Annotated in this window: 17 protein-coding genes and 8 pseudogenes; 14 read left to right on the top strand and 11 right to left on the bottom strand. The window is 67.9% G+C overall.

Going from position 1 to position 21,146, the window contains the following annotated elements; all coding sequences use genetic code 11:
- Positions 1 to 8: 8 nt before the first annotated feature.
- Positions 9 to 661, top strand: a pseudogene (locus SSQG_RS00455) (hypothetical protein).
- A gap of 89 nt (positions 662 to 750) precedes the next feature.
- Here the strand turns inward: SSQG_RS00455 and SSQG_RS00450 are convergent.
- Positions 751 to 1,242, bottom strand: a complete 492-nt coding sequence (locus tag SSQG_RS00450; RefSeq protein ID WP_003987665.1) for a hypothetical protein — start codon at positions 1,240 to 1,242, stop codon at positions 751 to 753.
- 268 nt (positions 1,243 to 1,510) lie between these two features.
- Between SSQG_RS00450 and SSQG_RS38665 the strand changes: the two are divergent.
- From SSQG_RS38665 to SSQG_RS00435, 3 genes and pseudogenes are all read left to right on the top strand, one after another.
- Positions 1,511 to 1,720, top strand: a pseudogene (locus SSQG_RS38665) (transcriptional regulator); the annotation flags it as partial.
- Between the two features lie 346 nt (positions 1,721 to 2,066).
- Positions 2,067 to 2,720 (top strand): NAD(P)H-binding protein, encoded by a 654-nt coding sequence (locus SSQG_RS00440; RefSeq protein ID WP_003987662.1) that lies wholly within the window; start codon positions 2,067 to 2,069, stop codon positions 2,718 to 2,720.
- 131 nt (positions 2,721 to 2,851) lie between these two features.
- A pseudogene (locus SSQG_RS00435) lies at positions 2,852 to 3,567 on the top strand (transposase); the annotation flags it as partial.
- Between the two features lie 256 nt (positions 3,568 to 3,823).
- Here SSQG_RS00435 and SSQG_RS00430 read toward each other — a convergent pair.
- Positions 3,824 to 5,128, bottom strand: coding sequence for a DUF4241 domain-containing protein (locus SSQG_RS00430; RefSeq protein ID WP_003987660.1), 1,305 nt, complete (start codon positions 5,126 to 5,128; stop codon positions 3,824 to 3,826).
- A 782-nt stretch (positions 5,129 to 5,910) separates the two neighbouring features.
- On the opposite strand from SSQG_RS00430, the gene SSQG_RS40255 reads away from it, so the two are divergent.
- Positions 5,911 to 6,084 (top strand): ISL3 family transposase, encoded by a 174-nt coding sequence (locus SSQG_RS40255; protein ID WP_003987658.1) that lies wholly within the window; start codon positions 5,911 to 5,913, stop codon positions 6,082 to 6,084.
- Between the two features lie 1,087 nt (positions 6,085 to 7,171).
- Here the strand turns inward: SSQG_RS40255 and SSQG_RS00420 are convergent.
- Both SSQG_RS00420 and SSQG_RS00415 read right to left on the bottom strand, forming a co-directional pair.
- Positions 7,172 to 7,816 (bottom strand): NADPH-dependent F420 reductase, encoded by a 645-nt coding sequence (locus SSQG_RS00420; RefSeq protein ID WP_003987656.1) that lies wholly within the window; start codon positions 7,814 to 7,816, stop codon positions 7,172 to 7,174.
- A 50-nt stretch (positions 7,817 to 7,866) separates the two neighbouring features.
- Positions 7,867 to 8,679: an inositol monophosphatase family protein gene (locus SSQG_RS00415; RefSeq protein WP_003987655.1), complete on the bottom strand. Its 813-nt coding sequence runs from the start codon at positions 8,677 to 8,679 to the stop codon at positions 7,867 to 7,869.
- A 115-nt stretch (positions 8,680 to 8,794) separates the two neighbouring features.
- On the opposite strand from SSQG_RS00415, the gene SSQG_RS00410 reads away from it, so the two are divergent.
- Positions 8,795 to 9,739 carry a LysR substrate-binding domain-containing protein gene (locus tag SSQG_RS00410; RefSeq protein WP_003987654.1) on the top strand — a complete coding sequence of 315 codons (945 nt, stop codon included), beginning with the start codon at positions 8,795 to 8,797 and terminating at the stop codon, positions 9,737 to 9,739.
- Between the two features lie 55 nt (positions 9,740 to 9,794).
- Here the strand turns inward: SSQG_RS00410 and SSQG_RS00405 are convergent, their stop codons facing one another.
- Positions 9,795 to 10,400 (bottom strand): SMI1/KNR4 family protein, encoded by a 606-nt coding sequence (locus SSQG_RS00405; RefSeq protein WP_003987653.1) that lies wholly within the window; start codon positions 10,398 to 10,400, stop codon positions 9,795 to 9,797.
- A gap of 113 nt (positions 10,401 to 10,513) precedes the next feature.
- Here SSQG_RS00405 and SSQG_RS00400 point away from each other — a divergent pair, with 113 nt between their 5' ends.
- Positions 10,514 to 10,780, top strand: a complete 267-nt coding sequence (locus SSQG_RS00400) for a hypothetical protein (RefSeq protein WP_039931693.1) — start codon at positions 10,514 to 10,516, stop codon at positions 10,778 to 10,780.
- A gap of 206 nt (positions 10,781 to 10,986) precedes the next feature.
- Here SSQG_RS00400 and SSQG_RS00395 read toward each other — a convergent pair whose 3' ends face one another.
- On the bottom strand, positions 10,987 to 11,874 hold the full coding sequence (locus SSQG_RS00395) for a YceI family protein (protein ID WP_003987652.1): 888 nt from the start codon (positions 11,872 to 11,874) through the stop codon (positions 10,987 to 10,989).
- A 410-nt stretch (positions 11,875 to 12,284) separates the two neighbouring features.
- On the opposite strand from SSQG_RS00395, the pseudogene SSQG_RS38660 reads away from it, so the two are divergent.
- Positions 12,285 to 12,555 (top strand): annotated as a pseudogene (locus tag SSQG_RS38660) (transposase family protein); the annotation flags it as partial.
- A 189-nt stretch (positions 12,556 to 12,744) separates the two neighbouring features.
- Here the strand turns inward: SSQG_RS38660 and SSQG_RS00390 are convergent.
- Both SSQG_RS00390 and SSQG_RS00385 read right to left on the bottom strand, forming a co-directional pair.
- On the bottom strand, positions 12,745 to 14,091 hold the full coding sequence (locus SSQG_RS00390) for an FG-GAP and VCBS repeat-containing protein (RefSeq protein ID WP_039931691.1): 1,347 nt from the start codon (positions 14,089 to 14,091) through the stop codon (positions 12,745 to 12,747).
- A gap of 392 nt (positions 14,092 to 14,483) precedes the next feature.
- Positions 14,484 to 14,888, bottom strand: a complete 405-nt coding sequence (locus SSQG_RS00385) for a type II toxin-antitoxin system PemK/MazF family toxin (protein WP_003987648.1) — start codon at positions 14,886 to 14,888, stop codon at positions 14,484 to 14,486.
- 211 nt (positions 14,889 to 15,099) lie between these two features.
- On the opposite strand from SSQG_RS00385, the pseudogene SSQG_RS00380 reads away from it, so the two are divergent.
- Positions 15,100 to 15,787 (top strand): annotated as a pseudogene (locus SSQG_RS00380) (IS701 family transposase); the annotation flags it as partial.
- A gap of 76 nt (positions 15,788 to 15,863) precedes the next feature.
- Here the strand turns inward: SSQG_RS00380 and SSQG_RS38655 are convergent.
- Positions 15,864 to 16,196, bottom strand: coding sequence for a hypothetical protein (locus tag SSQG_RS38655; protein ID WP_003987647.1), 333 nt, complete (start codon positions 16,194 to 16,196; stop codon positions 15,864 to 15,866).
- Positions 16,197 to 16,282: 86 nt separating this feature from the next.
- On the opposite strand from SSQG_RS38655, the gene SSQG_RS00375 reads away from it, so the two are divergent.
- The 3 genes and pseudogenes from SSQG_RS00375 (at position 16,283) to SSQG_RS42330 (ending at position 18,390) form a co-directional block, all read left to right on the top strand.
- The gene (locus SSQG_RS00375; RefSeq protein ID WP_003987646.1) at positions 16,283 to 16,696 is read left to right on the top strand and encodes a hypothetical protein; all 414 of its coding nucleotides are present in this window, start codon (positions 16,283 to 16,285) and stop codon (positions 16,694 to 16,696) included.
- A gap of 73 nt (positions 16,697 to 16,769) precedes the next feature.
- Positions 16,770 to 17,540 (top strand): annotated as a pseudogene (locus SSQG_RS00370) (transposase family protein).
- 529 nt (positions 17,541 to 18,069) lie between these two features.
- Positions 18,070 to 18,390, top strand: a complete 321-nt coding sequence (locus SSQG_RS42330) for a sigma factor (protein ID WP_338117237.1) — start codon at positions 18,070 to 18,072, stop codon at positions 18,388 to 18,390.
- Positions 18,391 to 18,404: 14 nt separating this feature from the next.
- Here the strand turns inward: SSQG_RS42330 and SSQG_RS00360 are convergent, their stop codons facing one another.
- Positions 18,405 to 18,875, bottom strand: a complete 471-nt coding sequence (locus SSQG_RS00360; protein ID WP_003987643.1) for a hypothetical protein — start codon at positions 18,873 to 18,875, stop codon at positions 18,405 to 18,407.
- A 153-nt stretch (positions 18,876 to 19,028) separates the two neighbouring features.
- Here SSQG_RS00360 and SSQG_RS00355 point away from each other — a divergent pair.
- Positions 19,029 to 20,063, top strand: a pseudogene (locus SSQG_RS00355) (IS701 family transposase); the annotation flags it as partial.
- Positions 20,064 to 20,175: 112 nt separating this feature from the next.
- Positions 20,176 to 20,991: an IS5 family transposase gene (locus SSQG_RS00350; RefSeq protein ID WP_078506752.1), complete on the top strand. Its 816-nt coding sequence runs from the start codon at positions 20,176 to 20,178 to the stop codon at positions 20,989 to 20,991.
- Here the strand turns inward: SSQG_RS00350 and SSQG_RS42325 are convergent.
- Positions 20,900 to 21,146: pseudogene (locus tag SSQG_RS42325) on the bottom strand (hypothetical protein); the annotation flags it as partial. The gene SSQG_RS00350 and the pseudogene SSQG_RS42325 overlap by 92 nt on opposite strands.

The raw sequence follows: 21,146 nt of genomic DNA, 5'->3' as shown, positions 1-21,146 counted from the left end.
GTGCGGGCATGCTCAAGGAATGGCGGCACCGTCGGGCCGTGCAGCGGGTCAAGTCCGGGGACGGGCGACAGTTGAAGCGTTTCCGCTGGTGGCAGATGCTCACCCGCGCACTGTTCCATCTTCGGCTGACGGACGATGCCGGCCGACAGATGGTCTACGCCGTCGACGTCAGGCACCAGAATCAGTCGGAGGGCTACGTCAAGGCCCACCTGTACCTCGACGGCAGGCATCACGCAGAGTCCAAAGTCCCTGCCGTCTTCCCCGTCCAGGGCGGCACCGTCGACGTAAGGACGAGCGCCTTCGGGCTCAAGCGCTGCCACTACGTCACCGCCGAGGGGGCCGAGCACCAACTCGTCCCGGACCCCGCCTCCGCCGAAGGGCGCCGCGCGCACCTCGACCGCGCGCACCCCGCGCTGAGCCGCTGGATCGGTTCCTCTCGTCGATCGTGCTCGTCATCGGCCTGGTTCTCCTGATCCTTCAGCTCGCCGAACAGGTCACCCGGGCGCCGGAGGGCGTCGCCCAGTACGTCGGGACCTTCACCTCGCCCATTGGTCTATCGGCATGGGGCAACGTCGTGGTCGGGCTCGTTACTGTGGCAGCCAGCACGGAGCGGGCGCTGCGGCTGCGCTACAACTGGCTGCTCGACGGCGGGGCGGGCTGACCCGCTTCTTCGGACCGGTCGTTATGAGAGTCATTCCGTCGCTATGACGACCGCGATTTCAGCGGCCGAGGACTTGAGCACGGAGAACTTCACCTTTCAGGAGTCTGCTGGTCGCATGACGCACCGACGAGGACACCCGATCGAGTGGAACGCAGAAGAGCGGGCGTCATCGCGAACATGTCCGCTACGTTGAGAGGGATCCGCGGACGGCGGCATTCGTCGAGGGTGACGTGGACCTGGAGGTGTCCGGGACTGCTGCGCCGGATCGGAGTGGGGGCGGAGAGGCGGTACTCGGTCAGCAGCCGCCGGTGCAGCAGGGCCGCGGCGCGGACGGGGTCGGCGGGGACGGCGATGCCGCGCGGGGCTTTGAGGCCCGTCACGTGCTGGTGGCTGGTGTTGGCGGGCAGCATCGGCAGCGCCAAGTACTCGCCGGGGCGGTGGAGGCGGGGCATAACGTATAGCTGCAGGCCCCAGTGGTGGGTGAGCACGCTGCGCTGGATGTTGTCCGTTTCGAACGCGGTGTATGGCAGGGGGCCGCTGTCCCAGATCAGGTCGCTGGCCGGGTCGGTGGCGATGGGCACCGTGGCCAGGTCGGGCTGCAGCCGGGCAGGCAGTTGGCGAGCGTGCGGGTGAACTCCGTTAGGTGCAAGGGCGATTCCTCAACCGGCGAGGCGTCGGGGCGGCCGGTCGCGACGGGGGTCATGCATGGGCGTCGGTGCGCCGGCAGGTGTAGCCGATCAGTGTCGACTTGCCCGGCGTGGTCGGGACGGTGGCCGGCTGGCCGGGGCCACGCCGAACGACCGGCCCTCCAGTCACGCCGCCGAGCGGGTCAGCCCGGCGCTGCGACAGCGCGGCAAGACCCGGGACGCCAAACACTTCCTTCACCCGGACGTCGGCCCCCTCACTCTCACCTACCAGGCTTTCGACGTCCGCGAAGCGCCCGGCCAGCAGCTCGTCATCTACCATGCCGAACCAGGCAGCCCCAGCGCCCAGTCCCTCAATCTGCTCGGTTCCATCCACGCCACACGGCGTCAGCCCGACCCCCGGCGCCACCGCTAACCTCACGCTTTCCCGAAGCGGGCTGTCCGACTGGTGGTGATGAAAGCAGAAAGTGCCTCTGACCAGCGAGAGTGAGGATTGCTGAGGGCCTGGTTCCCGCCACCGCCGGAGGCACTTTCCAGGTGAAGAAGCGTATCGGGTCCTACCCGCGTGTCCGCGTCGAGGGCGGCGGTCGCGGGGTCGTCTCGCAGGCCGGTGCGGTGCTGCTGGTCGAGACGGTCCGCAAGTCCGGCCTGAATACGGCTGGTAGCCCGGAATGCACGCGAGGACTCGGGCCGTTGAACGCTGAGGAATCGGCCTCACGGACGATGGAGCCGACGAGCTGCTTTGAGTGAACGGAGCATCCATGATGGACGTTTTCATCATCGGCATCACCGGCGGCGTCGGCGGTCTGCTCGCGCAGAAACTGCGCTCGCGAGGAGACGCCGTCCGCGGGCTCGTTCGCCGAGAAGACCAGCACGCCGAGCTCGCAACGCGAGGCATGAACGCACGAGTCGGCGATCTCTCCAGCATGACCGTGGAAGAGCTGGCGGCAACGTTCGGCAGTGTCGACGCGATCGTCTTCAGCGCCGGGTCGAATGGCGGTAGCAAGGAGATCACGAAGGCTATCGACGGCGACGGGGTCGCGAAAGCGATCGAGGCGGCACGCCTGGCCGGTGTCGAGCGCTTTGCACTGGTCTCAGTGCTCCCAGAATCATGGCGGGAACGCGACCTCGGCGAGGAGGTCGAATACTACTTCGCCGTGAAGAAGGACGCAGACATCGCGCTCAGCCGCAGTGAGCTGAACTGGCTGGTTCTCCGTCCCTCCCTGCTTCTCGATGGTCCAGGAGCTGGCGCCGTGTCCCTCGGTCCAGCAGAGTTCCACGGCCAGATCGCCCGCGACGACGTTGCCGGCACCCTCGCCGAACTGCTCCACGAGCCCCGTATCGGTCGGCAGATCCTCGAACTCAACACGGGTTCGACACCGATCGAAGAGGCGGTCCGAGCGAACGTTCGCTAGCCTCGCGCTTCCACGAGGCGTCCAGCTGGTGATCAAGAATGCAGAAGGTGCCTCTGACAAAGTGCCTCTGACCAGCGAGAATGAGAATTGCTGAGGGCCTGGTTCCCGCCACCGCCGGAGGCACTTTCCAGGTGAAGAAGCGTATCGGGTTCTACCCGTTCTACCCGCGTGTCCGCGTCGAGGGCGGCGGTCGCGGGGTCGTCTCGCAGGCCGGTGCGGTGCTGCCGGCCGAGACGGTCCGCAAGTCCGGTCTGGATGCGGCGATATCGGTGGCGCTTGAGCCGTGGCGCAAGTCGCGGGCGGTGCACGATCCGGGCAAGATCCTGCTGGATGTGGCGCTCGCGGTGGCGCTGGGCGGGGACTGCCTGGCCGATGTGGGCATGTTGCGGGCCGAGCCGGCCGTGTTCGGACCGGTGGCCTCCGACCCGACGGTCTCCCGGCTGATCGGCACGCTGGCGTCGGGCGGGCAGCGGGTCCTGGCCGCCCTGCGCACCGCCCGTGCTGAAGTACGCGAACGTGTCTGGCAGGTTCGTAGGGGATGCGGCGCCGGACGCGGGTGGGCAGGTGATCGTGGACGTCGACGGGGTCCTCGTCCTGGCGCTCCGAGAAGCAGGACGCCGCCGCGACCTGGAAGAAGACCTTCGGTCACCATCCGCTGATGGGGTTCGTCGACCACGGCCGCGGCGGGTCCGGTGAGCCGGTGGTGGGCCTGCTGCGGCCCGGCAATGCGGGCTCCAGCACCGCCGCCGACCACATCGAGGCCACCAGGCTGGCCCTGGCCCAGCTGCCGAAGCGGCTCCGGCGGGGGCGGCAGACGCTGATCCGTACCGATTCCGGCGGCGGCACCGCACATAGCGGTTCATGACGTAACCGGAGCGCATGGCGATCAGGGCTGGGTCAGCAGGTCGTACACGCTCACCGCAGCTCGGGATGCGAGCGGGCTGTCGGGTCGCAGGCACACCACCGGCTGGTGATCCCACGGGCGCCGAGAGCGAGAGTCACCGCTCGCTCGGCCGGGGAGAGGGCCTTCACAATCTCGATCACCGGCAACTCACCCCGGTTTGGCGCCGCAATTGGCGACTGCGGCCGCAAGAGGACCCTGCCTACACAGCCGCATCGGTGGGGGTTCCGTCCCGCTCCGGGAGCAGCTCGGGCATCCCCTCCACCAGCACCACGACGCCGATTACCTCACCGGCCTCGGAACGGCCGACCCACACCGGGTAGGTACCGTCCCCGGTCGTCGCGAAGGACATGAGCTCGCCGCCGGAAGCCTCGTCCCAGGTGCGCTGCATGAACATGGAACCGTCGTCGATGTCCTCGTACCCGTCCAGGTCCGACTCCCCCCGGATCAGCCCCCGCTCGAAGAGCGCGATGAGCGGATCCCAGGCCCCGGCGTCGGCGAAGCAGCCGGTGGCGCCGTCGGTGTCGAAGCCGGCTATCTGCTGCTCGATGAACAGCCGGGGATCGTCATCCGGACCGAGGGCCATCTCCCAGTTCGCTGCGGGGGTCTCGCTGACGAGCAGGCGGACGGCCGTGGGTTCCGTGGTCGTGACCTCGGCGTCCCGCCACTCGCAGTGGTAGCTGAAGCGGACCCGCGCCTCGTCGAGTACGTACTCCCCGGGCGGGACGGGGACCGTAATGCGCGGCCCGTCGCCGTGGTCGATGTCCGGGCCGGAGACGGCCAGCAGCCCGCTGGGTACGCGCAGGGTGCCGACCCGGCGCGGCTCCACGACGGTCATCTCGGGGTGGTACCCGTCGGTCACGCGCACCCCGGGCCGGAACAATTCGTTGATCGGCCCGGGCTGCGCGGGACGCGGCGGACGCCAGCAGGTAGCGGGGGCGTGTCCGTCACCTGGCTCGGCTGTCTCGGCCACCTCAGCCGCCTCGAAGCCCGGCGGCTCAATGAGCCCGTGGACCTGGGCCGAGAGCAGCGGCCACTCCCCGAAGGCGGGGCGGTCCATCCAGCGCTCGTCGTCCCGGAGTCCGGGCGAGGTGACGTAGGAGCCCCCGCCCTGCCCCTGCCGCTCCTCCGTCCGTCGGCCCCTCCCGTCCGGGAAAAGGTCCACGGTGATGCGTGGGCACGCCTTGTCGAACTCCGCCATCTCCGGGTCTGTGTAGGACCAGCCGACAGAGTACCGGCGCCGTAGCCGCGACGGGTCGTCCAGCAGCCGCATGTCCAGGTCGTAGGTGCGGCGGCCCTGGGCGTCGTAGACCCACAGCCCGACGTAGTGGTCCCGCCAGGAGACGAGCCGGACTTCCAGCGGAGCCTCCCGGCCCGGCTCCTGGTACACCACCACGTACGGAAGCCCGGCGGCATCCCGCTCCCGGGCCTCCTCGGCGGATATCGGCCGCCAGGGCGCACAAGCCTCCAAGTCCCACGCCTGCGCGTACCCCACCTCGACGACCATTGCCGCTCCTCTTCCTGCAACCCGCCTTGGTTCTGTGCTGAGCTGCAAGGTAGCCGCTGCCTGTGACAACGGCCCTACTGGGCGCGCGGCGGGCCAGCTCCGGCGCCCAGACGGTCGTGCCGGTGATCCGGTCCATGACTCGCTCAGCGAGTGGCTTGCCAGCATGATCCATTGAGCCGCCAGCGCCGCTCTGTCACGGACGGCTCAGACACAGGCACTCAGTGACTCCCGAACTCATCGAGATTGGTCAAGCGACAGGGTGACGCGGTGACTCCCGAAGCCGTCGACAAACGACTCCCGTTTTCGGGCTCTGGTCCACTTCATGTGGTCGCGTACGCAGGGTGACTGTTGACCTTCGCCTGAAGGCGGTTGAATTCGCCCGAAAATCCCCCGGCTGGATGGTGGTGTGGTCGACAGTCCTTCGCCGTGAACGAAGTGCTGCCGCAGCTGAACGAGCTGCTGTTCTCCTCGGTCGAGGGCGTGTTGATGGAATCGGTCGAGACGACCGACACGGTCGTCAGGGTCGCTGCCCGTACGACCGCAGGGCAGGTGACCTGTACGGGGTGTGGGTGCTGGTCTGGGCGAATACATGGCAGCTACCTGCGTTTTCCCTCACGATCTGCCGACAGCGGGCAAGCTCGTCGTGGTGTCGTTGCGGGTGCGGCGGTTCGTCTGCGAGGAGAAATCGTGCCAGCGGAAGACCTTCGCCGAGCAAGTACCCGGCCTCACCCGTAGGTTCGGGCGACGAACCGAGCTGCTGCGGTCGACATTGGCAGTCGGCCTTGCGGTTTGCCCAGCATCTCGAACGCGACCTCGACGCCGTCATCGACGGCCTCACACTGCCCTGGAACTCCGGCGTCGTGGAAGGCCATGTCAACCGGATCAAGATGCTCAAGCGCCAGATGTTCGGCCGCGCAGGATTCGAACTCCTTCGCAAACGAGTCCTATTGGCATGACCGAGAGTCACACGACCACACGAAGTGGACCGGAGCCCGCAGTCACCTACCTAGCCAGGGCTGGGAGGACAACGCGATGAACGGCGTGCTGTAGGGCGGGCGGACGTAGGAGGGCCCCGGGCGGAGAACCGTCCGGGGCACTGTCGTCTGCCGGGCCGTCAGTCCTCGCGTTCGTACCGCCCTACACGGAGGACTTGACTACTGCCTGCGGGATCGGCCGGACTCAGTGAGCCCGGCAGATCCCGCCGACGAGGGACAAGTGGAGCCCTGCGTCCCGGCAAATGCTAAACGTAGTGGTCGTAGCCGTGACCAGTGCGCCTTTGCCCGGACGGACAAGCGGCGTACACCCCAGTCCTGTCCCCGTACCACTTGGAATAGGTGGCGTGGTACTCCCCGCCAGTGCAGAGCACGAACGTTGCGTACCTTTCCGGGCCGTTTCCGTCACACCAGCCGCGGAAGGACGTATTGGTGGCGGACATGGTCGTGCAGCGGCCGTTCCAGCCCGCTGGTGCCGATTCTCCCGCCGACGCTGTACCCGCCATGCTTCCTAGGCACAGCGCTAACGTCGCTCCGCCAACAGCGAACTGCCTCATTAAGCCGCTCACGTAGTCCCCCTGAGGTCGGTTGAGCCTGATGGCTCAGGGGCGCCACGCTTCGCGCATCCGCAGTGCTGAGTTGCTACTCGAACCAGGGACGAAGAGACGGAGCTGCTGGCCCTGGGCGACGACTTCTCCGCCATCCACATCAGCGGTCCGAAGATGGACGGCAATCGACTGGTGACCGTGTGCTCGCCGGACCACCTCACGACGGCCTCTCAGCAGATCAACGGCGGTGTCCAGCTATCCCACCACACACCACTTTCCGTGAGCCTCCACACGAAGTGGACCAGAGCCCGGGAATGGGAGTCGTTTGTCGACGACTTCGGGAGTCGCCTCCCGTAGTAGGCATGATCAATGTCGATGAGTCCGGGCGTCACTTGCAGCCCAGCGGGCGTTGTCCCTGCTAGCACCTAGCACCTAGCACCTAGCACCCAGCAGCATCGCACGTGCCCGATACCTGGTTTTGGTCTGAACCCGGTCTTGGTGGGTCAGCGGGCGAGGGAGACGGCGATCGGCTTGAATCCGTGTCGGCGCAGGATGTGGGGCACGGCCAGGATCATTGCTTCGGTGGCGCGGGCTGTGGTGATGTCGCCGAGGTCCTCGATCCGTTCGGGCTGCCAGCCCAGGTCGCCGAGCAGGCCGGTGACGGTCCTCTTCGCGTGTTCGTCGTCGCCCGAGAGATAGGCGGTCGGTGGGGTGGTCAGGGTCTCGGGAGCGGTCATGACCATGAAAAGCATAGTGTTGAGGGTCTTGACCACATGAGTGTCGGGGAGCGCGGCCTGGAGCTTCTCGGCGAGGCTGCTGCCGGGATAGCACAGGTCGCCGGGCAGGCCGTCAGCGGCGTCGTGGGTTGCGTTGGAGACGTCGATGAGGATCTTTCCGGAGAGCTCGGTGCGCAGGTCGGTGAGGCGCTCCAGGGAGCTGTCGCCGGGTGTCGCGTTGATCACGATGTCCGTGGTGCGGGCGGTGCTGCGCTGGTCGGCGAAGGCGATCCGCGGGTCGAGCCCAACGGTGCGCGCGGCGGTGTCTTCGGGGCTCCGTCCACCGATGGTGACATGGTGTCCGGCTGCGGAGAGCTTGCCGGCGAGGTTCGTGCCGACGCGGCCGGCGCCCAGGATGCCGATGTTGGTCATGCGGTGATGCTCCTTGCGGTATCGGGGCGGGGAAGAGCGGAGACGTTCGGTCAGGCGATCGGTGCGAGGACCTTGAGGGCGGCCCCGTGGATGCTGGGGGCGGCGGCCAGGAAGTCGCGGCTTCCGGTGTTCCAGGGTTCGCCCGTCAGGTCGGTGACGGTGCCTCCGGCCTCGGAGACCAGCAGGGCGCCGGCGACCAGGCCGGAGCGGACGTCGGAGAACTGCCAGAACGCGTCCATGCGTCCGGCGGCCACGTGGATGAGCTGCATCGTGGCGGGAACGGACACGCGCACGACCAGGCCGTTGATGAGCATGGCGGTGACGGAGTCACCGATTCGCCGGAAGGTGCGCTCGTCCTCGCCGGGCTTGGCCTGGCCGGTGCCGATGAGCGCGGCGCCCAGGTCGCTCTTGGCGGATACCCTCAGGGGTCGGTCGTTGAGGCGGGCACCGCCGCCGGCGACGGCGGTGTAGGTGTCGCCGGTCAGCGGCAGGTGGACGACGGTGAGTACCGGCTGGTTGTCGCGGACCAGGGTGGCGGTGACGGCCCAGTCCTCCATGCCGTGGACGTGGTTGATGTTGCCCTCGGCGGGGTCGACGACCCACCACTCCCCGGGCGGGAGTGCGCCGCCGGCCAGCTCGTCCTCGGCCCACTGCGACCCTTGCCGTGCCCGCAGCAGCGGTTCCCGCAGTACGTCCAGCACCGCGTCGTCGTTGGCGTGGATCTCGCCGACGACCTCGTCCAGACTTACGCCCCGGGCGTGCGAGGTGTGGCGGTCTCGCAGCGTGACGCCGGCGGTCTTCACCGCGGCTGTCACGTCGGACAGGAGCGTCGTGCCGGCGTCGAAAGGCATGGCTGTGCTCATGGTGAGTTCCCTGGGATCGGTCGAAGCGGGGCGGTTGTCTCGCTCCCGCACTTCGAAGGTAGGCCCCCCGATCATTAACAACAAGTGCATGCTTGTCACTTGTAGAGTTACTGCCATGCAACTGGATCTGAACCTGCTCACGGCCTTGGACGCCCTGCTGGAAGAGGGCAGTGTCGCCGGCGCGGCAGCACGCCTCCACGTCACCGCACCGGCGATGAGCCGCTCCCTGGGCCGCATCCGCAAGGCCACCGGTGACCAGATCCTGGTCCGCACCGGCCGCAGCATGGTCCCCACCACCCGCGCGCTGGCCATGCGCGCCCAGGTCCACGCCCTCGTGCAGCAGGCCCACCAACTTCTCTCCACGCAGCAGGAACTCGACCTAGCGGCTCTGGATCGGGTGTTCACCGTGCGCTGGCATGACGCCCTGACCACCGCTTGCGGCACCGCCCTGACCACGGCCGTCCACCAACAGGCCCCCGGCGTCCGACTGCGCCTGTCCGCCGAACCCGGGACGGACGACGCCGAGCTGCGCCGAGGTGAGGTCGACCTCGAATCAAGCTCCAGCTCTCCGACGCTCCCCGACATCCGCCACCGCCTCGTCGGCAGGGACCAGCTGATCGTTGCCGTCCGTCCAGGCCACCCGCTCACCGAAGGCCCGCTGAGCCTCGAACGCTACGCAGCCGCCGAACACCTCACCGTCTCGCGGCGCGGAAGCCTGCGCGACCCGATCGATGACGCCCTCACCACACGCGGCCTCGAACGACGCGTCGTCGCCGCCGGGCCCACCGCCGCCTTCGCCCTGCAACTCGCCCTCGACACCGACCTGGTCGTCACCCTCCCCGACGCGGTCACCCGCACAGCTCGGAAACAACTCGGCCTGGCCACACTGCCGCCGCCACTCCCGCTGCCCGACGTCCCCCTGTACCTGCTGTGGCACCAGCGCTACGACAACGACCGCGCCCACACCTGGCTGCGAGACCTGGCCACCGAAACCGTCCAGGCACTATTCGCACCACCGACCGCCTCTCAACAGCCCCTCACCAACCGGACCGGGCAGTGACGGATACGCCCGGGGAAAGGCCCGCGGCAGCTGACTCCCGTTCTCGGGTTCTGGCTCAGGTTCTGTGGAGGGGGCACGGCGAGTGAGCGAGCCGCTGCCGGATCGGATGCGCTCGGAGCTGGGGTGATGTGAGCTCCAGAGCCCGGTTGTCCTGTCCGGCAGCCATGTGGTCGAGCCATCGTTCGTACCAGGCGAGAAAGTCCGGGGCTGAGGAGACGTTCGGGCCCCAGAAGCCGTCCGCGTTGCCGATGAGCATGCGCCCGGTGAGAGGGCCGGTTATGCCTATGAGGACGAGATCGCTGCAGCCGCGTTCGATGACGTGCAGGAACAGGTCACCACGGCGGGTGGGGCGATAGGCCCGGCTGAATCCTCTTGAGCCCGTGCTGGCGTCTCTGGAGTTCATCGTGAAGAGCGCGCAGTCCTCCAACGGGATCAGTCCGTAGTACGGAGACGCGCCGCTGCCGCCCATGTTGGTGAGGAAGTCTCGATAGGGCTGCGGGAGTTCCACGTCATGCTCGGCCTGAAAGGCGTCTGCCTGACCTTTGGTGAGGCGGGGGCCGAGACGAAATTCGTGCCGTTCCTCCCCGAATGAGTGGCTTCGGTTGGGGGTGTAGGGGATGCGTGCCAGCTTGCGTCGCAACCGCGGGATGCGGGAGTCCATGCGAGCTCTTCTCTCGTGTCGCCCGCAATCTATCGCACGGCACCAGAGCTCATCCTGCGAGCAGGACTCGCTTCCTCAGCAGATGGAAGCCGGCCCGGCCGAACATCTGGCGCTTGAGCATCTTGATCCGGTTGACGTGTCCTTCGACGGACGGCCGGTACGTCGCCTACGGCGGACAGCTGGGCCTCGCCGCCGGACACCGGCCGGGCACCGGCGACTGGCACACCCTGGTGCACGACTTCGACCATCCCGGAGCCGTGCTCCAGCGCCCCATGTCCGCTCTGAGTAAGGCGGCCCTCACGGGCCTGCTGACCACGTCGAGCGAGGACGCCGAGGTTGAAAGCGTGCTGGACGTGGCCTGCCTGATGGCCGCCCTGTAATCCACCTTCCGATCCACGGCCACCACACCGTGACAGTCCCCGCCGAGACCGACCCGCGATCCCGTCCCATCCGTCACCCGATCGATGACCACTCTCAAAGAGCTCATTGTGTTCGCATCCGTTGCCGGCGCCCGGCCCGGAACGCAGGAGAGCCGCGTACGGGACCGGTCGGGTCCGTACACGGCTCTGCGGAGTTCGCCTCTGCGTTACTTGAATTCCAGCTCGGTGCCCTTGGGGACGGCCTGGATGTCCAGGTCAACCTTGATGTTCGAGCCGACCACGGCGATGTTGCGCGCCAGCATGGTCTGCCAGTTGATGTCGTAGTCCTCGCGGTGCAGTTCGGTCGTGGCGTGGATGGCGGCGCGGGTCTCGCCCTCCATGCCCACCCGCACGCCGTTGTACTGCGCGTCGAGGGTCACCGTGCGGGTCACCCCGTGGAGGGTGAGACCGCCCGTGATCACCCAGTTCTGGCCGCCGCGGTGCACGAAGCGGTCGCTGTAGAACTCCAGGGTCGGGAAGTTCTCCACATCGAGGAAGTCCCCGGACCGCAGGTGGTTGTCACGCATCTTGACGTTGGTGTCGATCGATGCCGCGTCGATGACGACGTGCATCGCGGTGTGCTCCATGGTGCTGCCGACCCTGATGGCCCCGGCAAAGTTGCCGAAGCCGCCGTAAACGCGGCCAAGACCGATGTGGCGGGCGGTGAAGCCTATTCGGGTGTGCGCGGCCTCGATCTCCCAGTCGCCCGGTTCGGGCAGGGGCAGCGTGGGCGCGCCATGCAGGGTGAGGTCGCCGAGCGCAACGGGCGCACCCCCCTCTCGCACGGACGCGCGTCCCAGGTGCGCGGCGAAGCCGTCCGCCGAGACCGACATGCGGTACTCGCCGACGGGGACCACGACGACGCCCCAGCCGTACGGGTCCGTCTCGCCTGCGACGACCTTGCGCCCCTGGCTGTCGTTCAGCGTGTACTGCGCCTGCACCAGGGGCTCACCGACCGGGTTGATGACGCGGAAGCTGAGGAGGCCCGCATTCTGCGGCACCGGGAGGCCCGCGAGCGCGCCCTTCTTCTGGTTCGCGACTTTTCGTCTGCCCAACAAGTGCGTGATCAATTTCGCGTGTCCCTGTACGAACGTTTACGAGCGGTGGCGTGCCCCGCTCCTGTCAAAACTGCTGGACGGAAAGGCAATCGGCCGACACCCTGCGCAGCCCGGCGCCAGCATAGACCCGTATGAGCGAGTAACTTCGCACAGGCAATCGAGCCCCCACCCGGTGCTTCAGCGGGGTCGGGGCCGCCCGACCCCTGCGACCAGGGCCGACGCCCGGTTGCACGGGCACGCGCGGTCTCGTCGGCGCGCCTTTGCTCACACAAGCTCCGGGCGATGTTCACTGAGCTCTTTCAGCGTGGCCACTGATCGGGTGACGGGTCGGTCTCCCACAACGCACGAGGCTCCCGTGCCGTTGAGAGAGGTGTTCGACGTCTCAACTCATCAGCGCAGGAGCCTCGTTGGTTCCTTATACTGCCGCACTCGACCTGCCTCACGCCCTCGTCGAGTGGGTAACCATGCTCATCGTCACCCGTGAGGGTGACCGACGCTGCAAGCTTCCGCCTCACCAGCGTGCTCTCATCTCCTGCTCGACGGCACGCTCGCCGAGCGCGACCGGGTCGGCGAGCCGACTTCTCGCACAAGCACCGCCGACACGGCGTGAACGTGCAGGTCGTCGCCGATCCCGCGGGCGAGCTGCTGTGGATCTCGCCCACACTGCCCGGACGCACCCCCAGCGGCAGGTGCGGCTCGATCAACTCCCACTCGGCATCGGTCAGGTCACCACGAGTCACGCGACCGGTCTAGCGCAGCCAGCACCCTCCTGGAGCGGGAATGTGCGGGGAACTGCGCGAGCGGCCACGACGCGGGCGCACTCGTACGAAGAAGGCGAACCCCAGGGAGCTGGGCGGGAGGCCGGGCCTACTGGAGCATGCCCCAGATGAGTTCGGTGTCGGCGTCGGTCACACCGGTCGTGGTGACGCCGGACGACGTGCCGGGGAAGCGCAGCGAGCCGTTGATGGCGCCGACGTAGAGGTCGGCCTTGCCGTCGCGGTTGGTGTCGCGGAGGCGGACCGGCTCGCCGAAGCAGTCGTTCCATGCGACATCGCCGGGGACTTCGGCGGTGTTACGGGCGAGCCACTGGGAGTTGGTGCCGGTGATCCCGCTCGCGCTGCCGCGCAGGACGTGGACGCCGCCCTCGGTCGTCTCCTGGCTGATCTTCTCTCCGTAGACGCCGATCGCGAGGTCCTTGTAGCCGTCGCCGTTGATGTCGGCGGCCGAGACGGAGGAGCCGAACAGGTCGTCGGACTCTGGGGTGCCGGCGACGTTGGTGGTGGCCTGCGTGATACGGACGGCGGTAGCGGGGCCGGTGGAGGAGCCGTACCAGATGGACACCCGGCCCTGGTAGTTGTTGTACATCTGGCTGCCCGCCGCGAGGTCCCCGTAGCCATCCTTGTTGAAGTCGGCGATCACCGCCTCGCTGGGGTCGCCGTAGTTCGTGACGAGGCGCAGGGTCTTGCCCGCGCTGAGCGGGGAGCCGCCCTTGATGAACCACGCGTCCGTGCCGAAGTTGTCGGGCTCGTCGGTGATTCCGATGATCACCAGATCGGTCTTGGAGTCCCCGTTCATGTTGCCCGAGACCAGGGACGTGGGCGCGAATCTCGTCGTCTTGTCGTGGCTGGTGACCGAGCCTGCCACACCGGTGCGCGTGATGCTGCGGTAGACGTAGGCCTTGCTCCCGCTGATCGCGGCCAGGTCCTTCTTGCCGTCCCCGTTGAAATCCCCGGCGGCGAGGTCGCGGCCGAAGCGGGCGTTCGACACCTTGGCGCCGGCGTTGGGGATCGCGGTGCCACCCGAGAGGCCGGTCGCGCTTCCCCACAGGATGACGACGCCGCCCTCGTCCGTGCGTCCGCCGACGTCCTCGCGCGACACCGACACGGCGAGGTCCCCGTATCCGTCGGCGTTGAAGTCGGCAGGCACCCGGACGTCGCCGAACTGGTCCTCCGTCTCGTCGGCGCCGGGGACACCGGGGCTGTCCTGAGTGATCAACTGGGTCTGGGTGCCGGGTCCGGAGGCGGTACCGAAGGTGATCCGGACGCCGCCGCCCTTGCTGTACTGCTCGTAGGTGTAGCTGGCGTAGTCGCGGTAGCCGTCGCCGTTGAAGTCGTCCGCGTACCTGGCCGCCGCCGCGCTGGCGGGAGGTGCCGTGAGGATGGGGGCGAGGGACGCCACGAGGAGTGCCGCGCAGGCTGCGGGGCGAATGCGCATGAAGTGTCTCCTGATGATTCTGGGCGACCGCTCCTGTGCCGATTGATTTCTCAGGGACCACAGAGACAGGAGCGGTTGATGATCAGGAGACAGTCGGACGGGGGAAAAGGTTGCAGGCGGATAGCTACGCAGGTCAGGGATCGGTCCGAACGCCCCCAGCGGAAGGTGCGGCTCGATCAACTCCACTCGGCATCGGTCAGATCACCACGAGTCACGCGACCGGTCTACCGCAGCCAGCACCCTCCTGGAGCGGGAATGACCGATCCCGTGATCGCAACTCAGAACACTCCCTAGTACTCCAGCCGTAGATCGTGATCTTGCTGCTGGAGTGTGGTGGAGAGGGGGCAGCGGTGAGTCGTCGACGACGTCGAGCTGGGCAGCGCAGGCGTCCGCTACTCGAGTCCTTCGAGACGGCGGGCCTCTTTGATCTCGCTGATCCTGGCAGCCGTCATCGGGGTCCACTCCCTCCTCTGCCCAGCGGCACGGAGGGCTTCTCCAACCTCGCTGAACTTCATGGAGGACAACACGCCCGCCCGCTCGATCAGGTCGTCCCGGGCCACGGTGGTCAGCCATGTGCACGGAGTAAAGCCTGGACGCGGGAACGCGAACCGCAGCACGCCTTCGAAGGGCAGTCCTTCCGGGGCTCCTACGGCCACTTCAACGCCCAGGCCGCTGATGTCGACGCCCGCTGGCGCAACGACCTGCATCGCGTGAAACCCGGATGACTCCTCGTCCGAGAGCAGCACGACCGGGCGTCGCTCATCGAAGTCGACCCACCAGACTTCACCGCGTTGCATGTGTCCTCCTGGCACGAGACGGCGGGCGAACGCTGCGTGCCCCGTGCGGGACACGGAAGGGATGCAGCCCGTCTTCGCACGTCGTGACCGAGGGGCGGTGAAGACGGGCGCGGCCACCGTTGATCATCGGTGTGTGAAGAGTGAAGATCATGCGGTGGGCGCGAGTCACAGCGTAGACCCTGCCCGCTGGCAGGAGGCGTTCGAAGTCCTGATGTCCCGGATGGCGGGCCGGTTCGCGCGGGTTGAACCCCGGCGTCGGGTGCGGGACTTGGTGCTGGGGCTGCTGTCGGACCTGTCGCGCAAGAACTGCTGGAGCATCGCCAAGTGGGCCGGGCAGGCCAGTCCGCATGGAATGTAGCACCTGCTCGGCCGGGCTAAGTGGGATGCCAACACCGTGCGCGATGACGTGCGCGAGTACGTGCTGGAACATCTGCACGACGACGATGCGGTGCTGGTCGTCGATGAGACCGGGGACGTGAAGAAGGGCACGCACACCGTGGGCGTCCAGCGCCAGTACACCGGCACGGCCGGGAGGATCGAAAACGCTCAGGTCGCTGTCTACCTCGTCTAGGCCGCCGCGGACCCGAGGCGATCGACCGCGAGCTGTACGTCCCGCGCTCGTGTACGTGCGACCCGGACCGCTGCCGGGCGGCCGGACTGGGCGAGGACACCGTCTTCGCGACCAATCCGGAGCTGGCCGCCCGCATGATCGGCCGGTTCCTTGACGCCGGGCACCGTGCGGGCTGGGTCGCGGGCGATGAGGTCTACGGCGGCAACCCCAAGCTGCGGGCCGCGCTGGAAGAGCGCCAGGTCGGCTACGTGCTCGCCGTTGCTTGCTCGGCCGAAGTCACACGGGCGCGGGGAAGTTCCGCGCGGATGCCCTGGCCGTGAAGGTGCCTGCGCTGCTACCTCGACCTGCGCCAGGGGCTTTCCGCCGTGGTCGGCCCGGCCACGGGTCCGACCACGGCGTAGGGCTCATGGCGAGGCAGGGTCCTCTCCGAGCAGCGGTACCTGCGCTACACCGACGTCCGTGCGGACACGGTGTGTCCGGGCCGGGTGCCTGCACCGTCCAGCACTGTCCCAGGCGACGTCGACGGCTACCTCCATCACCACGTCGGGCTCCACCGGGACGACGTCGAGCGTGCGCTGCGTCCCCCAGCCTGCTGAGAACGTCCACCCCTTCCACGGATGCGCACCCCTCGGCGGGGCCAGCTCGCCGGCCACAGCGCGGCCGGCGGCCTGGGACAGCGTGGTGCTGCGCCCGGTGTACTGCAGACGGCCTGCGGCGTCATAGCGGCCTAGCAGCACCGTGACGGAGCCGGTAACGGCGCCGATGACGGTCTCGGTGGTGATCTCGGTCGTCCGAACGGATTCGGCATGAGAGCCTCACGCCCGTGGCTACTGAAACCGAGGTGGGAGAGCTGTTGCACCAGCGCGGCTGGCGGACGGCATTCACGGTCGCTGAAAGGGTGAACGCGTGGGCCGCCTTGGTGAGCGCCATCGAGCGCGGCTACGGCGACGACATCTACGAGTACACCAACGACCTCTACTGCCGAAACTGGCTGCACGAGGCTTGGCTCCTGTTGGACGAACACATCGTCCAGCTCTGGACACCGCAGATCAAAGCTCTGGACGACCGGTACAAGGCCGCGACCATCGATGACGACGGCCAGGCACTCGACCAGCTCCACCGACTGCCCGGCCCCGAGCTGTGGTGGTGGCGGCGACACCCCCGCAGCCTCACCGGAGACCTCGGGCGTTCGCTTCGCTCGGTCGGTGCCATCGGCACCAACCCTGACACAGCATGACCCTCAGCCTCAGGGTTACGGGACAGGTCTTACAGGGTGTTGCAGAAGGCTTGATGGCGAGCATTTTGCCTGTATGGGTGGGGTGTTGAGGGCTGAGCCGGTGTGGGTGGAGACGTTCACCGGGTTGCCGATGGGGCGCTTTGAGAAGCTGCTTCGGGTGGTGCGGGAGGGAGGCGGTAACGGTCCCGGTGGTGGCCGGCCGTGGCGTCTTCCGCTGGCCGAGCGGGTGCTGCTGGTCGCCGTGTACTACCGCACGAACCTCACGATGCGGCAGCTCGCCCCGCTCTTCGGCTGCTCACCTGCCACTGTCTGCCGTGTCATCCAGCGCCTGGGACCGCTGCTTGCGCTGGAGTCGGCGCCCAGGCCGGTGCCGGGCGCCGACCGGTAATGGATCGTGGACGGCACCCTGATCCCGGTGCGTGACCGGCAGGTCGCAGCCTCCTCACGCAACTACCGGTTCTCGGCGAATGTGCAGGTCATCGTCGATGCCGACACCCGCCTGATGGTGGCATCCGCCCGGCCGGCACCCGGCAACAAGGCAGACGCACACGTCTGGCGCGAGTCGGACCTGCCGACCGTCGCGGCGGGCACGACCGTGATTGCGGACGGTGCCCACCTGGGGACCGGGCTGATCGTCCCGCACCGCAGACGAGCCGGGCGCCCCCTCCTGCGCGGCCAAGAGGAAGACAACGCCGAACACCGGCGCGTGCGGGCCCGCGGCGAGCACGCCTTCGCCCGGATGAAGAACTGGAAGATCCTGCGCGACTGCCGCCAACGGGGCGACGGCCTCCACCACGCCGTCCAGGCCGTCGCCACCATGCACAACCTCGCCATGACAGGGTGAAACAGCGGGGTCAGCCATCACCCAGACACGCCGCCACCAGGCCTTCTGCAACACCCTTTAGTGCGCCTTGTCGGCCGTGTTCCTGGGCCGCTTGTTGGGGCGGTAGCTGGGCCCGTTCATGATCACCTGGTGGCTGGTGTTGATGAGCCTGTCCAGGAGGGACTCGGCGACGGCCCGCCACCGCTCGCAGCAAGACCGTGTAGGCGATGCTGAAGATTGTCGTCTCGGCGATGTCACGCTGTAGCCCGCACGTTGCACTACCTGGTGTACGCGGTGTTCCGAGCACCTCTGAGCGGACGGAGACGTGGCCGAATGGATCCGATATGGACGGGGGCGCTCGCGATGCTTGTCCCTGTGACCACCCGACTGTGTTACCAGTGGATCAGGAGCCGGACCACGGTACGGTTGGCTCAGTTGCAGCAGCAGGGACTCAGCGAGAGGGTGCGCTGTTTGCCGCATGGCAGTCGCCTATCGGAGAGCTCCCAAGGTCGAATAGTCGTCATCGAGGTCGGCCTTGGCTCGGGAGACGGTGGACTTGAGTGAACAACGAGCGCCAGTTCAAGAGCAGTTAGTCGCATCCCGACGACCGGAACGGCTGGCGCTGCGTGTGCCTCGAAGTCGGCTGGACTTTACACTGTTCCACTCCGAGCACTTGGCGATGCTGACTCGGTTCGTGATGCGCATGGGTGCCTCTCCTCACGAGGCGGCTGAAGCCGCGCATGCTGCGTTCGTCGAAGCCTTTCCCAAGTGGTCACAGATCACGACGCCTCGGGCATGGCTGCGGACGGTCGCCACGCGGGCCTATCTGCGACAGACCGGGCTCCGTGACCAGCTAATACTCCAGCTGTAGATCGTGATCTTCAGTCAGGTGTGGGTGCTGAAGTAGGCGGCGGCAGCGTCGATGAAACGGTCGTGTGCGGCTCGTGCGGTGTCCTGCGCTGCGGTCAGCTCCTCGATGCTCGTGGCGGCATCGACCATGTCGTATGTGGCGACGACCATCGCCTGTGCGGTGGTGTGGACAGCCGGGTCGGCCACGAGGAGCCGCAGAGCAACCAGGGGGCGGGTGATGGCGGAGCGTGTGACATGAGACCTGGCTCGCAGTTCTTCCAGCTCAACGTCGCTGGCGCCGCGCAGCCGAGCCTCCCCACGCATCCACAAGGCTCGACGGTGCTCGGAGCCGGCGGAGGCGGGGGTGGTCACCGCGTCGAGCCGGTCGCGGCGCAACTGCTCGGCGGCGGCTACGCGCTCGGCGCGGCCGGCCGCCAGGTGTTGGAAGGTACCGGTGACAACTGATCCGAGGAGCGTCCCGGCGACGGCAAGGACGGTGGCGATCATCATTTGCTTTCTTGGTCGGGCGACGGGCCTCAGGAGTGCGCAGACGGGTGCGGCCACCATTGATCATCGTGAGTTGTGTGGACTTACGAAGAGACGGTGGCCGCGGGCCACAGCATAGATCCCGACCGTTGGCGGGCGGCGTTCGAGGTGGCGATGGGACGGTTTGCGGGCCGGTTCGCCAGGGCTGAACCCCGGCTGCGGGCTGGGCGGTTGGTGCTGGGGCTGCTGGCGGACCTGCCGCGCAAGAACTGCTGGACGATCGCGGAGTGGGCCGGGGAGAAGGCCCCGTACGGCATGCAGCATCTGCTGTGCCGGGCATCCTGGGACGCCGATGCCGTGCGGGACGATGTTCGCGAGTACGTCGTCGAGCACCTCCACGACGAGGCCGCAGTGCTGGTCGTGGACGAGACGGGCGACGTGAAGAAGGGCAACCGCACCGTCGGCGTCCAGCGCCAGTACACCGGCACCGCGGGGCGGATCGAGAACTCTCAGATCGCCGTCTATCTCGTCTATGCGGGGATGCGTGGACACGCGGCGGTGGACCGGGAGTTGTACGTCCCGCGTTCGTGGACGTGCGACCCCGATCGCTGCCGGGCGGCCGGGCTCGGCGAGAACACCGTCTTCGCCACCAAGCCGGAGCTGGCCCGCGTGATGATCGAACGGTTCCTGGATGCCGGGCACCGGGTCGGCTGGGTGACCGGCGACGAGGTCTACGGCGGCAACCCGAAGCTGCGATCCGCCCTGGAGGAACGCGGCTTGGGCTATGTGCTCGCGGTGGCCTGCTCGGCCGAAGTAGCCACCAAGGCAGGAATGTTCCGCGCCGATGCGCTGGCGGCGAAGCTGCCCAAGCACGCCTGGCAGAAGCTGTGGGCCGGGCGCGGCGCGAAGGGCCACCGCTTCTACGACTGGGCCGTCATCGACCTTGCCGAGGCGGCGCCGGGGCACCGTCAGCTACTGATCCGGCGCAACCGCACCACCGGCGAACTCGCCTACTACCGCTGCCATTCCGCCCGACCGGTGCCGCTGAGCACCCTGGTCAGGACGGCCGGCTCCAGGTGGCGAGTGGAGGAGACCTTCCAGACCGAGAAGGGGCTGGCCGGGCTCGATGAACACCAGGTCCGCCGCTACCCGTCCTGGATTCGCTGGGTCACCCTGGCGATGCTCGTCCACGCCTTCCTCGCCGTCGTTCTCGCCGACGAACATGCACACCGGCCAGGACCTCACGACCTGATACTGTCTCGCCCACAGGTTCGGGAACGCGGCCGACAGGCCGGGGCGCCGGTCTCGGTACGGCTTGGACATGAGCGATGCCGAGTGGGATCTGGTACGGGACCTGCTGCCGGTGCCTGGATGGCTGGCCGGTCGGGGCGGGCGACCGGAGGGCTGCTGCCACCGGCAGGTGATCGACGCGGTGCGCTACCTCGTCGACAACGGCATCAAGTGGCGGGCTATGCCCGCCGATTTCCCGCCTTGGCCACGGGTGTATGCCTTCTTCGCCCGTTGGCGGGATGCGGGACTCGTGGCCGAGCTGCACGACCGGCTGCGTGGTGCCGTCCGTGACGCCGCGGGCCGTGACCAGGAGCCGAGTGCGGCGGTCATCGATTCGCAGTCGGTGAAGGCGGACGCCACCGTCGCCCTGGCCGCGCGGGGCTTCGATGCAGGGAAGAAGATCAACGGACGCAAGCGCCACCTGCTCACCGACACGCTCGGTCTGCTGTTGGCCGTGCTGGTCACGCCGGCGTCGACCACCGACCGGGACGCCGCACGCCTCCTGCTGACGGCGGCCAGGGACCGCTTCGAGCGGCTGACGCGAGTCTGGGCCGATGGCGGCTACACCGGCCACCTCATCGACTGGAGTGCGGCACAACTTGGCGTCGTTCTCGACATCGTCCGCCGCAACGACGACATCAGCGGCTTCCAGGTGCTGCCCCGCCGCTGGGTCGTGGAACGGTCTTTCGCCTGGTGCCTGCGCAGCCGGCGCATGGTCCGTGACTACGAGCGGCGCACCGACACCAGTGAAGCCGTCATCTGCTGGTCGATGACCGTGCCCATGAGCCGCCGCCTTGCCGGCCAACGCCAGCAGCGTCGTGCTCCGGCAGCGGGGGAGGCAGCGTGAACCTGCCCGGTTTCTGCTCTACCAGCCAGCCCCGTTCCACCAGCCGCTTCAGCCGTGCCCTCGCGCCCCCGACGCGGGAGGCGGACGCACTGTCCCAGCCCAGCACTACCGCCGCCCGCCGGGCACCGAGCCCGTCGCCTCCCGCATCGACCGCG

Origin of the sequence: Streptomyces viridochromogenes DSM 40736 (assembly GCF_000158955.1) — a bacterium.
Lineage (GTDB): Bacteria > Actinomycetota > Actinomycetes > Streptomycetales > Streptomycetaceae > Streptomyces > Streptomyces venetus.
The sequence above is the reverse complement of the archived record's forward strand: the minus strand, read 5'-3'. Positions and strand labels throughout refer to the sequence as shown.

Bases quoted from the DNA above. Each gene is read 5' to 3' on its own strand.
- SSQG_RS00440 (WP_003987662.1), top strand. From the start codon at position 2,067: ATGATGGACGTTTTCATCATCGGCATCACCGGCGGCGTCGGCGGTCTG.
- SSQG_RS00430 (WP_003987660.1), bottom strand. From the start codon at position 5,128: ATGGTCGTCGAGGTGGGGTACGCGCAGGCGTGGGACTTGGAGGCTTGT.
- SSQG_RS00420 (WP_003987656.1), bottom strand. From the start codon at position 7,816: ATGACCAACATCGGCATCCTGGGCGCCGGCCGCGTCGGCACGAACCTC.
- SSQG_RS00415 (WP_003987655.1), bottom strand. From the start codon at position 8,679: ATGAGCACAGCCATGCCTTTCGACGCCGGCACGACGCTCCTGTCCGAC.
- SSQG_RS00410 (WP_003987654.1), top strand. From the start codon at position 8,795: ATGCAACTGGATCTGAACCTGCTCACGGCCTTGGACGCCCTGCTGGAA.
- SSQG_RS00405 (WP_003987653.1), bottom strand. From the start codon at position 10,400: ATGGACTCCCGCATCCCGCGGTTGCGACGCAAGCTGGCACGCATCCCC.
- SSQG_RS00390 (WP_039931691.1), bottom strand. From the start codon at position 14,091: ATGCGCATTCGCCCCGCAGCCTGCGCGGCACTCCTCGTGGCGTCCCTC.
- SSQG_RS00385 (WP_003987648.1), bottom strand. From the start codon at position 14,888: ATGCAACGCGGTGAAGTCTGGTGGGTCGACTTCGATGAGCGACGCCCG.
- SSQG_RS00360 (WP_003987643.1), bottom strand. From the start codon at position 18,875: ATGATCGCCACCGTCCTTGCCGTCGCCGGGACGCTCCTCGGATCAGTT.
- SSQG_RS00350 (WP_078506752.1), top strand. From the start codon at position 20,176: ATGAGCGATGCCGAGTGGGATCTGGTACGGGACCTGCTGCCGGTGCCT.